The organism is Pseudoxanthomonas broegbernensis (assembly GCF_014202435.1).
Lineage (GTDB): Bacteria > Pseudomonadota > Gammaproteobacteria > Xanthomonadales > Xanthomonadaceae > Pseudoxanthomonas > Pseudoxanthomonas broegbernensis.
This window is the reverse complement of the sequence record NZ_JACHGU010000001.1, coordinates 725,063-739,215: the sequence shown is the minus strand read 5'-3', so window position 1 is coordinate 739,215 and position 14,153 is coordinate 725,063. Positions and strand designations below refer to the sequence as shown.

The following is a 14,153-nucleotide window of genomic DNA, read 5'->3' as shown; positions in this document are numbered from 1 at the left end:
GCGGGGCGTCCTTGGCGTCCCCGCACGGACCGGCCGGGCATAGGCCCGGTTGCTCGTGGCCTGGGCCGCGCGCGCCTGCGCGTGCAAGGATTTCTTCGGAAGGCCGGGATGCGGTCGCCTTCACGGGCCCCATTTCGTCTTTACTGGGGTGCCGCCCCCCTCGTTGGCGGCAATACCCGAAATATTGATAGTCAAAATCTATCAATAACCACCTTAAAGTTTGATTTTACTATTTAAATCCACCCGGTATGGTAGTGGCTGACATTCCATACCGAGGGAGCGCCCGCCATGAGCAAGCCATCCGACAAGCCCACCCACCTGACCACGGACTTCGGCGCCCCGGTGCCGGACAACCAGAACAGCCTGACCGCCGGCCCGCGCGGCCCGCTGCTGGCGCAGGACGTGTGGCTGCACGAGAAGCTGGCCAACTTCGTGCGCGAGGTGATCCCCGAGCGGCGCATGCACGCCAAGGGCTCGGGCGCCTTCGGCACCTTCACCGTCACCCACGACATCACCCGGTACACGCGCGCGAAGATCTTCGAGAAGGTCGGCAAGAAGACCGAGATGTTCGCCCGCTTCACCACCGTGGCCGGCGAGCGCGGCGCAGCCGACGCCGAGCGCGACATCCGCGGCTTCGCGCTGAAGTTCTACACCGAGGAAGGCAACTGGGACATGGTGGGCAACAACACCCCCGTGTTCTTCATCCGCGACCCGCGCAAGTTCCCGGACCTCAACAAGGTGGTCAAGCGCGACCCGCGCACCAACCTGCGCTCGGCCACCAACAACTGGGACTGGTGGACGCTGCTGCCCGAGGCCCTGCACCAGGTCACCATCGTGATGAGCGACCGCGGCATCCCGGCCAGCTACCGGCACATGCACGGCTTCGGCTCGCATACCTACAGCTTCTGGAACGCGGCGGGCGAGCGCTTCTGGGTCAAGTTCCACTTCCGCACCCAGCAGGGCATCAAGAACCTCACCGATGCGGAAGCCGCCGAGATCATCGGCAACGACCGCGAGAGCCACCAGCGCGACCTGTACGACGCCATCGAGCGCGGCGACTTCCCGAAGTGGAAGCTGTACATCCAGGTCATGCCCGAGACCGACGCGGAAAAGGTGCCCTACCATCCGTTCGACCTGACCAAGATCTGGCCCAAGGGCGACTACCCGCTCATCGAGGTCGGCGAGTTCGAACTCAACCGCAACCCGGAGAACTTCTTCGCCGACGTCGAGCAGAGCGCCTTCGCCCCGGGCAACCTGGTGCCGGGCATCAGCGCCTCGCCGGACAAGATGCTGCAGGCGCGCCTGTTCAACTACGCCGACGCGCAGCGCTACCGCCTGGGCGTGAACTACCAGCAGATCCCGGTCAACGCCGCGCGCTGCCCGGTGCACAGCAACCACCGCGACGGCACCGGCCGGGTGGACGGCAACTACGGCAGCCTGCCGCACTACGAGCCCAACAGCTTCCACCAGTGGCAGGAGCAGCCGCAGTTCCGCGAGCCACCGCTGAAGATCAGCGGCGATGCGGACTGGTGGAACTACCGCGACGACGACGCCAACTACTACAAGCAGCCCGGCGACCTGTTCCGGCTGATGAGCCCGGCGCAGCAGCAGGTGCTGTTCGACAATACGGCCCGGGCCATGGGCGATGCGCCGGACTTCATCAAGCAGCGGCACGTCGACAACTGCACCAAGGCCGACCCGGCCTACGGCGCGGGGGTGGCGGCGGCGCTGCGCAAGCTCGGCGGCCTGGCCGGGGCCACCTCGCCCAACAGCCTGGGCGAGGAAGAACCGGTACGCTGAGCCAGGGACGGTCCGGGGCGCCCGGGGCGCTCCGGACCGCGACCGCCGCCTCGAAGGGGCGGCCGGCTGTTTTCCCGCGACGATCCGGAATCACGGCACAGCCGGACACCCGCCCCGGCTCCCGAGTGGCGGATGCCGGCGGCCGCGAGGCGACCGGCCGCTTCCGCGCTCCGAAATCGCTGCCATGCCGGTCATGGCGAATGCCGGATGCGCCCGTCAGGACGCGTCGATGTCGCCCAGGGCCTGGATCAGGCGCCGGGCGCGCTTGTCGGGCTTGTGTTCCGGCGGGCGGTAGCCGTCGCGCATGGCCGCGCGCTGCAGGCGCTGCTGCTCGCGCCGCGCCTTCGATTCCGGGGTTTCCGCATACAGCGCCTGCGCCACGGGCGCGGGGCCGCGCACCTCGCTCAGGCCGCGCACCGCCAGGTCGAAGGCCTCCTCGCCGCGGACGACCCGCAGGGTCTCGCCGATGCGGATCGCACGCGAGGGCTTGGGCCGCTGGCCAGCCACCTCGACCTTGCCGGTGTCCACCGCCTGCTTGGCCAGGCTGCGGGTCTTGAAGAAGCGCGCGGCCCAGAGCCAGACGTCCAGTCGCACGGTGTCCTGCGGGTTTGCGGATTGCATGGCTTCGGTCTGCATCGTGTCGATCGTGTCGCGCGCCCTCCACGGGCTCAATGCTAGTGTGCTCCGCGCCTCCGGACGGTGCCAGCATGACCCCCCCTCCACGCGACCTGACCACCGGCCCGATCGGCCGCAACCTGCTGCTGTTCGCCCTGCCCATCCTCGGCGGCAACGTCGCCCAGTCGCTCAACGGCTCGGTCAACGCGGTATGGATCGGCCGCTTCCTCGGCGAGGACGCGCTGACGGCGGCGGCCAACGCCAACAACATCATGTTCTTCCTCATCGGCTCGGTGTTCGGCATCGGCATGGCCGCCACCATCCTGATCGGGCAGTCGATGGGCGCGCGCGACACCGCGCAGGCGCGCCGGGTGATGGGCTCCAGCGCGACCTTCTTCATCGGCCTGTCGGTGCTCATCGCCGCGGCCGGATGGTGGCTGGCGCGGCACCTGCTGCACTGGATGGGCACGCCGCCGGCCGCGCTGCCGCTGGCCGAGGCCTACCTGCGGGTGATCTTCCTGGCGATGCCGGCGCTGTACGCGTTCGCCTTCCTGTCCGCGGCGCTGCGCGGCGCCGGCGACTCGCGCACGCCGTTCCGCTTCCTGGTGCTGGCGGTGGCGATGGACGTGGCGTTCAACCCGCTGCTGATCTTCGGCATCGGCCCGTTCCCGCGCCTGGGCATCGCCGGCTCCGCCTGGGCCACGCTGCTGTCGCAGGGCCTGGCCCTGGCCGGCTTGTTGCTGTACCTGCGCCACCGCCGGCACGTGCTGTGGCTGGGGCGCAAGGATGCGGCGCTGCTGCGCCCGGACCTGCGCATCGTGCGCGCGCTGGTGGTCAAGGGCGTGCCCATGGGCCTGCAGATGGTGCTGATCTCGCTGGCGATGATCGCGATGATGACCATGGTCAACGGCTTCGGCACCGCCACCGCCGCCGCCTACGGCGCCGCGCTGCAACTATGGACCTACGTGCAGATGCCGGCCATGGCCATCGGCGCGGCATGCTCCTCGATGGCCGCGCAGAACGTGGGCGCGCGGCGCTGGGACCGGGTCGAATCCACCGCCTGGACCGGGGTGCTGTGCAATTTCCTGCTCACCGGCGCGTTGATCGCACCGCTGATCCTGCTCGACCGCTGGACCCTGGCGCTGTTCCTGCCGGCGGGCAGCGAATCGGTGGAGATCGCCCGCCACCTCAACCACATCGCGGTGTGGTCGTTCCTGTTCTTCGGCGTGACCTTCGTGCTGTCCGGGGTGATCCGCTCCACCGGCGCGGTGATCCCGCCGCTGCTGATCCTGGTGGCGTCGCTGTGGGGCATCCGCGTGCCGTTCGCCGAACTGCTGCAGCCGCGGCTGGACGCGGACGCGATCTGGTGGAGTTTCCCGGTCAGCGCCATCTGCGCGATGCTGATGTCGCTGGCCTATTACCGCTGGGGCCGCTGGCGGCAGGCGCGCATGCTGGCGCCGGCGGACGGGGTGGCGGTGCCGGCCGAGGTGCCCGCGCAGCCGCCCGCGCCGGTGGCCGATACCGGTGATATCGGTGGCAGCCTCGGAAGCGGGCGAGCGTAGTTTCCCCGCGGCTTCGCCTGGGCCGCAAATGCGAACGGCCGCCCGAAGGCGGCCGTTGCGAAGGCACCGGAAGAAGCGGCGATCAGCCGGCGGCGGCCTTCTCGGCCTTGGCCTTGGCCACGGCGGCCAGGTCTTCCTTGATGCGGGCGGCCTTGCCTTCCAGGCCACGCAGGTAGTACAGCTTGCCGGCGCGGACCTTGCCGCGGCGCTTCACCTGGACCGAGTCGATCGTGGCGCTGTGGGTCTGGAACACGCGCTCCACGCCATGGCCGTGCGAGATCTTGCGCACGGTGAAGGAGGAGTTCAGGCCGGCGTTCTTGGTCGCGATGACCACGCCCTCGTAGGCCTGCACGCGCTCGCGGCTGCCTTCCTTGACCTTGACGTTCACCACGACGGTGTCGCCCTGGCCGAACTTCGGCAGTTCGCGGGTGATCTGGGCGGACTCGAACTCCGCGACGATGGACTTGTTCAGCTTGCTCATGGTGACCGACTCTATGGTTCGGGTGGGCGTGTCGTCTCGACAACTTCGGGCTGACGCAGTCGCAGGATCGCGCTGCGCGTATTGTTGTTCTGGGTCAGCAAGGGCCGGTGGCCCGCAGGAACCGGGCATTCTACCCGGATTCCGGGATGCGGGGCTAGTCGTCCCCGGCCCCTTCCCCGTCGCCCCGCTCCAGGCGCCAGGCGTCGAGCAAGGCCCGGTCGGCCCGGGAAAGTTCGCGGCCGGCGAGCAGGTCCGGACGCCGCTGCCAGGTCCGCCCCAGCGCCTGTTGCCGGCGCCAGCGGGCGATCGCGGCATGGTTGCCCGAGCGCAGCACCTCCGGCACCGTGCCATAGGCGTGCTCGACCGGGTGGCTGTAGTGGGGGCAGTCCAGCAGCCCGTCCTCGAAACTGTCCTGGAGGGCCGAGTCCGCGTCGTTCAGCGCGCCCTCCTGCAGCCGGACCACCGCGTCCACCACCACTGCCGCGGCCAGTTCGCCGCCGGACAGGACGTAGTCGCCGATGGACAATTCCTCGTCCACCTCGGCCTGGACCAGGCGCTCGTCGATGCCTTCGTAGCGGCCGCACAGCAGCGCCAGCCGCGGCAGCGCAGCCAGTTCCCGCACCCGGGCCTGGTCCAGCCGGCGCCCCTGCGGGCTGAGGTAGACCACGTGCGCCGGCGCCGGATCGGCCTGGCGCATGGCGACCAGGCAGCGCCGCAGCGGCTCGACCAGCATCACCATCCCGGGACCGCCGCCGAAGGTGCGGTCGTCGACCTTGCGGTAGTTCCCTTCGGCGTGGTCGCGCGGGTTCCAGCCGTGCAGCTCCACCAGCCCGCGCGCGCGCGCGCGGCCGACCACGCCGAAACCGGCGCACTGGTCGACGAACTCGGGGAACAGGCTGACGATGTCGATGCGCATTGAAAGCCGGGAGGAGGGATGGGAATCGGGATGCGCGGGAAGCGGCGGCGGCCGGCTCCCGGATCGACGATGCGCTCCATTGTAGGCGCCGGCTGCCCTAGAACTCCGGGTCCCAGTCGACCGTGATCGTACCCGTGCCGAAGTCGACCGCCTTGACGTAATCGGGCTGGACGAACGGCAGCACGCGCTCGCGTTCGCCGCGCACCACCATCACGTCGTTGGCGCCGGTGGACAGCAGGTGCGAGACCTCGCCCAGGGCCGCACCCTCGACGGTGACCACGCGCAGGCCCTCCAGGTCGACCCAGTAGTATTCGCCCGGCGCCGGCGGCGGCAGCACCTGGCGCGGAACCCAGACCTCGGTGCCGCGCAGGGCCTCGGCGGCGTCGCGATCCTCGCAGCCGGGCAGCGTGGCGACCACGTGCTTGCCGGTGTCGCGGCCGCGCGCGCCGTTCATCTCGCGCTCGGCACCCGACGGCGAGCGCAGCACCCAGGGCTGGTAGCGGAAGATCTGCGCGCGCGGCTCGGTCCAGGACTCGAGCTTGACGTCGCCGCGCACGCCGAAGGCACCCATCACCCGGCCCAGCAGAATCCGCTTCTGCGGCGAGGAGGGGGTGCCTGCGTCGTTCATGTCGCCGGAAGCGGAACCGGGGCCGCCGGACATGGCGGCCGGCCGGATCAGGCGGCGGAGGCCTGGGCCTGGGTCGCTTCCTTGTACAGGTTGCGGACCTTGTCGGTCAGTTGCGCGCCGTGGCCGACCCAATGGTCGACGCGTGCGATGTCCAGCACCACGCGCGCCTCGGCGCCCTGGGCGACCGGGTTGTAGTAGCCGACGCGCTCGATGTTGCGGCCATCGCGGGCGCTGCGCGAGTCGGTGACGACGATGTGGTAGAACGGGCGCTTCTTCGCGCCGCCGCGGGTGAGACGGATCTTGACCATGGTGGTTTTTCGGTGTTGCCCAGTCGCCAGGATGGCGAGGTAAGCCTGCGATTCTAGCGGACGGGGGAAGCGAAGGAAACCCGGGCCTCTTCCGGGGCCAGCGCCCTGCTCCGCGCACCACACCCCCTCTCTACTAGATTGCCGATCTGGGAGCCGGATACCGGCCGCCCATGACCAAAGTCACGCTGTAGGTGGGAACGGTTCTCGTATGATTGCGTTAACCCGTTTTCCACCTGCCGGGATCGCGCCCGGCCCGCGGGCCTCCACTCCCTACGTGCCTCCGGCGATGCCGCCCGCGACAGCGCCGACCCGCGCTGCCGGCCACTCGATGCCGTCCCTGCCCTCCTTGCCCATTCCGACTTCCTGCCGATGACCCGCATGTCCCGTTTCGTCAAATCCCTCGTCCTGCTCGGCCTGTGCCTGGTCCTGCTGCTGGCCTGGCGCGCATGCAGCGGCGGCGCGGAGGCCGACGAGAACGGCGGCGGCCGCTGGGGCGGCGGCGAGCGCCCGCCCACGCCCGTGCGCGTGGCGGTGGCCGAGCGCGGCCCGCTGGAGATGGAACTCAAGGCACTGGGCACGGTGACGCCGCTGCGCACGGTCACGGTGCGCTCGCGGGTGGAAGGCGAGCTGATGCGCGTGGCTTTCGAGGAGGGCCAGCGGGTCCATGCCGGCCAACTGCTGGCGCAGATCGACCCGGCCCCGTTCCAGGTGCGGCTGGCCCAGGTCACCGGCCAGCAGAAGCAGAACCTGGCCGAACTGGAGAACACCCGCATCCAGTTGCAGCGCTACCGCGACCTGGCCGGCGGCAACTACGTCTCGGCCCAGGACGTGGCCAACCTGCAGGCGCAGGTGCGCCAGTTCGAAGGCCGCCGCGAGAGCGACCAGGCCGCCGTCGACGAGGCCCGGATGCAACTGGACTACACCCGCATCGTCGCGCCGATCGACGGCCGCGTCGGCCTGCGCAGCGTCGATGTCGGCAACCTGGTGCGCACCGGCGACGAGGGCGGCATCGTCACCATCACCCAGACCCGGCCGATCAGCGTGATCTTCGCCGTGCCGGAAACCGCCCTGGCCGCGGTCGCCACGGCGATGCGCCGTGGCGGCGACACCGCGCTGTCGGTACAGGCCTGGGACCGCGACGAACGCCGGCTGCTGGCCACCGGCACCCTGTCCAGCCTGGACAACCGCATCGATACCCAGACCGGCACCCTGCGCCTGCGCGCACTGTTCGACGACGCCGACGACGCGCTGTTCCCGAACCAGTCGGTCAACGTCCGTCTGGGCCTGGGCAGCGACGAGGTGATCGCCATCCCGGACGCGGCCGTGCAGTTCGGCAGCCAGGGCAACTACGTCTACGTGATCGGCAAGGACGACACCGCCAGCGTGCGCCCGATCAAGCTCGGCATCGGCCACGGCGACCGCGTGGCGGTGGCCGAGGGCCTGGAGGCCGGCGAACGCGTGGTGCTGGAAGGCCTGGACCGGCTGTACGAGGGCAGCCAGGTCGAGGTCGTGGACCCGGACGCCGACGCCAGCGTGCGCGCGGATGGAGCCGATAGCGCGGCATCGTCGCGATGAACCTCTCGCGCCCGTTCATCCTGCGCCCGGTGGCGACCTCGCTGCTGATGCTGGCGCTGCTGCTGTCGGGGCTGTTCGCCTACCGGCTGCTGCCGGTGTCGGCGCTGCCGCAGGTGGACTACCCGATCATCCAGGTGCTGACCCTGTACCCGGGTGCCAGCCCCTCGGTGACCACCAGCGCGGTGACCGCGCCGCTGGAGCGGCGGCTGGGCCAGATTCCCGGGCTGAACCAGATGTCCTCCACCAGTTCCGGCGGGGCCTCGGTCGTCACCCTGCAGTTCTCGCTGGAAGTGGACCTGGGCGTGGCCGAGCAGGAGGTACAGGCGGCGATCAACTCGGCCTCCAGCTTCCTGCCCGGCGACCTGCCGATGCCGCCGGTGTACCGCAAGGTCAATCCGGCCGACACGCCGATCCTGACCCTGGCGGTGACCTCGCAGACGATGGCCTTGCCCGAGGTCTACGACCTGGTCGACACGCGCATGGCCCAGCGGCTGTCGCAGTTGCCGGGCGTGGGCCTGGTGAGCCTGGCCGGCGGCCAGCGGCCGGCGGTGCGCATCCAGGTCAACCCGCAGGCGCTGGCCGCCACCGGCCTGGGCATGGGCGACATCCGCCGCGCCATCGCCGCGGCCAACGTCAACATGCCCAAGGGCAGCTTCGACGGCCCGGCCCGGGCGATCATGCTCGACGCCAACGACCAGATGCGCTCGGCCGAGGAATACCGGCGCCTGATCCTGGCCTGGAACGACGGCGCGCCGCTGCGCCTGGGCGACGTGGCCGCGGTCGAGCAGGGGCCGGAGAACCGCCACCTGGCGGCCTGGTCCGGGCCGATGCCGGCGATCCTGGTCAACATCCAGCGCCAGCCCGGCGCCAACGTGATCGAGGTGGTGGACCGGGTGCAGGCGCTGCTGCCGCAGTTGCGCGCGGCCATGCCGGCCTCGGTGCAGGTGGACGTGCTCAGCGACCGCACCGAGTCCATCCGCGCCTCGATCCAGGGCGTGCAGCACGAACTGCTGCTGGCCATCGCCCTGGTGGTGGGGGTGACCTTCGTGTTCCTGCGCACGCTGCCGGCCACCATCATTCCTTCCATCGCCGTGCCGCTGTCGCTGGTGGCCACCTTCGGGGTGATGCTGCTGGCCGGGTTCTCGCTCAACAACCTGACCCTGATGGCGCTGACCATCGCCACCGGCTTCGTGGTCGACGACGCCATCGTGATGCTGGAGAACATCGCCCGGCACATGGAGGACGGCGAGGGCCCGATGGAGGCCGCGCTCAAGGGCGCCCGGCAGATCGGCTTCACCCTGATCTCGCTGACCCTGTCGCTGATCGCGGTGCTGATCCCGCTGCTGTTCATGGGCGACGTGGTGGGCAAGCTGTTCCACGAGTTCGCCATCACCCTGGCGGTGGCCATCGCCATTTCGCTGGTGGTGTCGCTCACGCTGACGCCGATGCTGTGCGCGCGCTTCCTCAAGGCCGGCCACGGCGGCGCGCACGGCCACGCCGCCGGCGCGCAGGGCGACATGTTCGACCGGGTGATCGCCTGGTACGACCGCAGCCTGGGCTGGGTGCTGGCGCGGCAGCCGCTGATGCTGGGCGCCACCGTGGCGACCCTGGCCCTGACCGTGGTGCTGTACGTGCTCACGCCCAAGGGTTTCTTCCCGGTGCAGGACGCCGGCCTGATCCAGGGCATCAGCGAGGCGCCGCAATCGATCTCGTTCGAGGCCATGGCCCGGCGCCAGCAGGAACTGGCCGCCGCCGTCCTCGAGGACCCGGACGTGGCCAGCCTGTCCTCCTTCATCGGCGTGGATGGCGGCAACGCCACGCTCAACAGCGGCCGCCTGCTGATCGAGCTCAAGCCGCATGCCGAGCGCGGCGCCGGGGCGCAGGAAGTCATCGCCCGGCTGCAGCGCCGCGCCGCGGAGATCCCCGGCATCGTCCTGTACCTGCAGCCGGTGCAGGAGCTGAGCATCGAGGACCGGGTCAGCCGCACCCAGTACCAGTTCGCGCTGACCACGCCGGACGCGGCCGAGCTGTCCGCCTGGACCGAGCGCCTGCTGCGGGCGCTGCGCGCCGAGCCGTCGCTGGCCGAGGTGGCCAGCGACCTGCAGGACCAGGGCCTGCAGGCCTGGGTGGACATCGACCGCGATGCCGCCGCGCGCCTGGGCATTCCGGTCTCGGCCGTGGCCGACGCGCTCTACGACGCCTTCGGCCAGCGCCAAGTCTCCACCATCTTCACCCACGCCAACCAGTACCGGGTGGTGCTGGAGGCCGACCCGCGCTTCCAGCTCGGCCCCGAGGCCATCGGCCGCATCCACGTGGCCACCGCCGATGGCCGGCAGACGCCGCTGTCGGGCATCGCCACCGTCCACACGCGGCCGGCCGCGCTGCAGGTCAGCCACCTGGGCCAGTTCCCGGCGGCGACGGTCTCGTTCAACCTCGCCCCCGGCGCGGCGCTGGGCGAGGCGGTGGCGGCGATCGAGCGGGTGCGCGAAGCCATCGGCATGCCCGCCAGCGTCGAGCTGCGCCTGCAGGGCGCCGCGCAGGCGTTCCGCAACTCGCTGTCCAGCACGCTGTGGCTGATCCTGGCCGCGGTGCTGGTGATGTACATCGTGCTGGGCGTGCTCTACGAGAGCTTCATCCACCCGGTCACCATCCTGTCCACCCTGCCCTCGGCCACGGTCGGCGCGCTGGCCGCGCTGTTGATCAGCGGGCGCAGCCTGGACCTGATCGCGGTGATCGGCATCGTCCTGCTGATCGGCCTGGTCAAGAAGAACGCGATCATGATGATCGACTTCGCCCTGGAGGCCGAGCGCGAGCAGGGCATGCCGCCGCGGCAGGCGATCCATCGCGCGGCGCTGCTGCGCTTCCGCCCGATCCTGATGACCACCCTGGCGGCGCTGTTCGCGGCGATCCCGATGATGTTCGCCAGCGGCTCGGGCGCCGAGCTGCGCCAGCCGCTGGGCCTGGTGATGGTCGGCGGCCTGCTGGTGAGCCAGGTGCTGACCCTCTACACCACGCCGGTGGTCTACCTGTTCTTCGACCGCTTCGTGCGCCACGAGCCGGTGCCGGCGGCGGGCGACGGCGATACCGCGACGGCCTGAGATGCAGCCGGAACGGGTCAACCTCTCCCAGGTCTTCATCCACCGCCCGGTCGCCACCGTGCTGCTGGCGGTGGCGGTGGTGCTGTGCGGCCTGCTGGCGCTGGCGCGGCTGCCGGTGGCGCCGCTGCCGCAGGTGGACTACCCCGCCATCCAGATCTACGCCGGCCTGCCCGGCGCCAGCCCCGAATCGATGGCCGCCACCGTGGCCACGCCGCTGGAGCGCGCGCTGGGCAGCATCCCCGGGATCACCCGGCTGACCTCGGCCAGCAGCCAGGGCAGCAGCCGCATCGACCTGCAGTTCTCGCTGGACCGCGACGTGGACGAGGCCGCGCGCGAGGTGCAGGCCGCGATCAACACCGCGCGCGCGCAACTGCCGGCGGGCATGCCGGGCATGCCGCAGTACCGCAAGATCAATCCCTCGCAGGCGCCGATCATGACCCTGGCGCTGAGCTCGGCCACGCTCACGCCCGGCCAGGTCTACGACGTGGCCTCCACCGTGATCGCGCAGAAGATCGCGCAGATCCCGGGCGTGGGCCAGGTCGAGGCCAGCGGCAGCTCGCTGCCGGCGGTGCGGGTCTCGCTCAACCCCGGCGCGCTGAACCAGTACGGCATCGCCCTGGACGAGGTGGCCGGCGCGATCCGCAACGCCAACGCGCTGCGCCCGCTGGGCCAGGTGGCCCGCGACGACCGCCAGTGGCAGGTGGAGGCCGGCCTGCAGTTGCGCACCGCCGCCGAGTACCGCGACCTGATCGTGGCCTGGCGCGACGGCCGCCCGGTGCACCTGCGCGACGTGGCCCAGGTCGGCGAAGGCACCGAGAACCGCTACGCCACCGGCTTCCACAACGACCGCGCCGCGGTGCTGCTGGTGGTCAGCCGCCAGCCCGGCGCCAACATCATCCAGACCGTCGATGCCATTCACGCACAGATGGACACGCTGCAGGCGCTGCTGCCCGGCGCCATCGACATGAAGGTGGTGATGGACCGCTCGCCGGTGATCCGCGCCACCCTGCACGAGGCCGAGGCCACCCTGGTGCTGGCAGTGATGCTGGTGGTGCTGGTGGTACTGCTGTTCCTGGGAAGCTGGCGCGCGGCGCTGGTGCCCTCGCTGGCGATCCCGGTGTCGCTGTTCGGCGCACTGGCGATCATCTGGCTGGCCGGGTTCTCGCTCAACACGCTGTCGCTGATGGCGCTGATCGTCGCCGCGGTGCTGGTGGTGGACGACGCCATCGTGGTGCTGGAGAACATCGCCCGCCACATCGGCGCCGGCCTCTCGCCGCTGCAGGCGGCGCTGCGCGGCGCCGGCGAGGTCGGCGCCACCCTGCTGTCGATGAACCTCGCCCTGGCGGTGGTGTTCGTCTCGATCCTGTTCCTGGACGACTTCGTCGAGAAGCTGTTCCGCGAATTCTCGCTGACCCTGGTGGCGGCGATGGCGGTTTCGCTGCTGGTCTCCCTGAGCCTGACCCCGGCGCTGTGCGCACGGGTGCTGCGCGCGCACGACCCCACCGCCGTGGTGCGGCCGTGGGCGCGGCTGGGCGCGATGCTGTTCGAGGGCCTGCGCGGCCTGTACCTGCATACCCTGGGCGCCACCCTGCGCCGCATGCCGCTGGCCCTGGCCGTGCTGCTGGCCACGGTGGCGCTCAATGCCTGGCTGTTCACCCAGGTGCCCAAGGGTACGGTGCCCGAGCAGGACACCGGCCAGTTGCGCGGCTTCGCCCGCGGCGACGACGGCCTGTCGTTCCAGGTGATGCAGCCGAAGATCCAGGCCTACCGCGAACTGCTGATGGCCGACCCGGCCATCGCCGACATCGTCGGCTACATCGGCGGCGGCACCGGGGTGAACAACGCCTTCATCATGATCCAGATGAAGCCGCTGTCCGAGCGCCGCGCCTCCAGCCGCGAGGTCATCGACCGGCTGCGCGCGAACATGCCCAAGGTGCCCGGCGGAGTGATGTGGCTGTGGGTGGACCAGGACATCCGCATCGGCGGCGGAAACGACGACGGCAACTACGACTTCCAGTTGCTGTCCGGCGACATCGCCCCGCTGCGCGAATGGACACCCAAGGTGCGGGAGGCGCTGGCCGCGCTGCCGCAACTGGTGGACGTGGACTCCAGCGGCGACGAGGGCATGCGCCAGGTGCGGCTGGAGATCGACCGCCAGGCCGCCGCGCGCCTGGGCGTGGACATGCGCACGGTGGCCACGGTGCTCAACAACTCCTTCAGCCAGCGCCAGGTCGCCACCCTGTACGACAGCCTCAACCAGTACCGCGTGGTGATGGAGCTGGACCCGCGCTACACCCAGACCCCGGACACCCTGGAGCAGGTGCACGCGATCGGGGCCGACGGCCGGCGCGTGCCGCTGGCGGCCTTCGCCCGCTGGGACTACGGCATGGCCCAGGACCGCATCCAGCACCGCGAGCAGTTCGTCGCCACCCGGGTCAGCTTCGCCCTGGCGCCGGGCGTGAGCCTGGACGAGGCCGCCGCGGCCATCGACCAGGCCGTCGCCCGGCTGATGCTGCCCACCGAGGTTCGCGGCAAGCTGGGCGAGGCGGCCGGCAGCCTGCAGCAACTGCGCGACCGCCAGCTCTGGCTGATCCTGGGCGCGGTGCTGGCCGTCTACCTGGTGCTGGGCGTGCTGTACGAGAGCTTCCTGCAGCCGCTGGCGATCCTGTCGATCCTGCCCTCGGCCGGCATCGGCGCGCTGCTGGCGCTGCTGGCCTTCGGCAGCGAGCTGAACCTGATCTCGCTGCTGGGGCTGTTCCTGCTGGTGGGCGTGGTGATGAAGAACACCATCCTGATGGTGGACTTCGCCCTGGCCGCGCAGCGCGAGCGTGGCCTGGCCGCCGAGGCGGCGATCCTGGACGCGGCGCGCCTGCGCTTCCGCCCGATCCTGATGACCAGCGTGGCCGCGCTGCTGGGCACCTTGCCGCTGATGCTGGCCACCGGCGAGGGCTGGGAAATGCGCCGGCCGCTGGGCATCGCCATCGTCGGCGGCCTGCTGGTCAGCCAGTGGCTGACGCTGTACACCACCCCGGCGGTGTTCCTGGCCCTGGCCCGGTTGCGCGCGCGCGCCCGGAACGGCGCCCGGGCCTCGGCATAGGAGCCGGGTCGCCGACCGACTGAAGCCGGTGCCTGCAAAAGGCAGCGGCACAGCCCACCGTTGCAGGAGTTGG

The 14,153-nt window shown here is 70.7% G+C and carries 10 protein-coding genes; 5 read left to right on the top strand and 5 right to left on the bottom strand.

Annotated features, from left to right (window positions below):
• Positions 1-288 precede the first annotated feature (288 nt).
• The gene (locus HNR76_RS03240) at positions 289-1,800 is read left to right on the top strand and encodes a catalase (RefSeq protein WP_162311459.1); all 1,512 of its coding nucleotides are present in this window, start codon (positions 289-291) and stop codon (positions 1,798-1,800) included.
• 216 nt (positions 1,801-2,016) lie between these two features.
• Here the strand turns inward: HNR76_RS03240 and HNR76_RS03235 are convergent, their stop codons facing one another.
• The gene (locus tag HNR76_RS03235) at positions 2,017-2,421 is read right to left on the bottom strand and encodes an RNA-binding S4 domain-containing protein (protein WP_162311458.1); all 405 of its coding nucleotides are present in this window, start codon (positions 2,419-2,421) and stop codon (positions 2,017-2,019) included.
• 86 nt (positions 2,422-2,507) lie between these two features.
• Between HNR76_RS03235 and HNR76_RS03230 the strand changes: the two genes are divergently transcribed.
• Complete coding sequence (locus HNR76_RS03230; RefSeq protein ID WP_162311457.1) at positions 2,508-3,977, top strand: MATE family efflux transporter; 1,470 nt, start codon at positions 2,508-2,510, stop codon at positions 3,975-3,977.
• An 82-nt stretch (positions 3,978-4,059) separates the two neighbouring features.
• On the opposite strand, the gene rplS is transcribed toward HNR76_RS03230, so the two are convergent.
• The 4 genes from rplS to rpsP form a co-directional block, all read right to left on the bottom strand.
• Positions 4,060-4,458: a 50S ribosomal protein L19 gene (rplS, locus tag HNR76_RS03225; RefSeq protein ID WP_162311456.1), complete on the bottom strand. Its 399-nt coding sequence runs from the start codon at positions 4,456-4,458 to the stop codon at positions 4,060-4,062.
• 154 nt (positions 4,459-4,612) lie between these two features.
• On the bottom strand, positions 4,613-5,374 hold the full coding sequence (gene trmD / locus HNR76_RS03220; protein WP_162311455.1) for a tRNA (guanosine(37)-N1)-methyltransferase TrmD: 762 nt from the start codon (positions 5,372-5,374) through the stop codon (positions 4,613-4,615).
• Between the two features lie 97 nt (positions 5,375-5,471).
• Positions 5,472-6,002, bottom strand: coding sequence for a ribosome maturation factor RimM (gene rimM / locus HNR76_RS03215; RefSeq protein WP_162311454.1), 531 nt, complete (start codon positions 6,000-6,002; stop codon positions 5,472-5,474).
• A 47-nt stretch (positions 6,003-6,049) separates the two neighbouring features.
• The gene (gene rpsP / locus HNR76_RS03210; RefSeq protein WP_162311453.1) at positions 6,050-6,310 is read right to left on the bottom strand and encodes a 30S ribosomal protein S16; all 261 of its coding nucleotides are present in this window, start codon (positions 6,308-6,310) and stop codon (positions 6,050-6,052) included.
• A 378-nt stretch (positions 6,311-6,688) separates the two neighbouring features.
• Between rpsP and HNR76_RS03205 the strand changes: the two genes are divergently transcribed.
• From HNR76_RS03205 to HNR76_RS03195, 3 genes are read left to right on the top strand one after another with little or no spacing between them, the layout of a single operon-like run.
• Positions 6,689-7,885: an MdtA/MuxA family multidrug efflux RND transporter periplasmic adaptor subunit gene (locus HNR76_RS03205; RefSeq protein ID WP_246428962.1), complete on the top strand. Its 1,197-nt coding sequence runs from the start codon at positions 6,689-6,691 to the stop codon at positions 7,883-7,885.
• On the top strand, positions 7,882-10,983 hold the full coding sequence (locus tag HNR76_RS03200) for a multidrug efflux RND transporter permease subunit (protein ID WP_162311451.1): 3,102 nt from the start codon (positions 7,882-7,884) through the stop codon (positions 10,981-10,983). The genes HNR76_RS03205 and HNR76_RS03200 overlap by 4 nt, the downstream gene beginning before the upstream one ends.
• Position 10,984: 1 nt before the next feature.
• On the top strand, positions 10,985-14,080 hold the full coding sequence (locus HNR76_RS03195) for an efflux RND transporter permease subunit (RefSeq protein ID WP_162311450.1): 3,096 nt from the start codon (positions 10,985-10,987) through the stop codon (positions 14,078-14,080).
• Positions 14,081-14,153: the final 73 nt, after the last annotated feature.

Coding starts and splice junctions, on each gene's coding strand:
- HNR76_RS03240 (WP_162311459.1), top strand. CDS start 289: ATGAGCAAGCCATCCGACAAGCCCACCCACCTGACCACGGACTTCGGC.
- HNR76_RS03235 (WP_162311458.1), bottom strand. CDS start 2,421: ATGCAATCCGCAAACCCGCAGGACACCGTGCGACTGGACGTCTGGCTC.
- HNR76_RS03230 (WP_162311457.1), top strand. CDS start 2,508: ATGACCCCCCCTCCACGCGACCTGACCACCGGCCCGATCGGCCGCAAC.
- rplS (WP_162311456.1), bottom strand. CDS start 4,458: ATGAGCAAGCTGAACAAGTCCATCGTCGCGGAGTTCGAGTCCGCCCAG.
- trmD (WP_162311455.1), bottom strand. CDS start 5,374: ATGCGCATCGACATCGTCAGCCTGTTCCCCGAGTTCGTCGACCAGTGC.
- rimM (WP_162311454.1), bottom strand. CDS start 6,002: ATGAACGACGCAGGCACCCCCTCCTCGCCGCAGAAGCGGATTCTGCTG.
- rpsP (WP_162311453.1), bottom strand. CDS start 6,310: ATGGTCAAGATCCGTCTCACCCGCGGCGGCGCGAAGAAGCGCCCGTTC.
- HNR76_RS03205 (WP_246428962.1), top strand. CDS start 6,689: ATGTCCCGTTTCGTCAAATCCCTCGTCCTGCTCGGCCTGTGCCTGGTC.
- HNR76_RS03200 (WP_162311451.1), top strand. CDS start 7,882: ATGAACCTCTCGCGCCCGTTCATCCTGCGCCCGGTGGCGACCTCGCTG.
- HNR76_RS03195 (WP_162311450.1), top strand. CDS start 10,985: ATGCAGCCGGAACGGGTCAACCTCTCCCAGGTCTTCATCCACCGCCCG.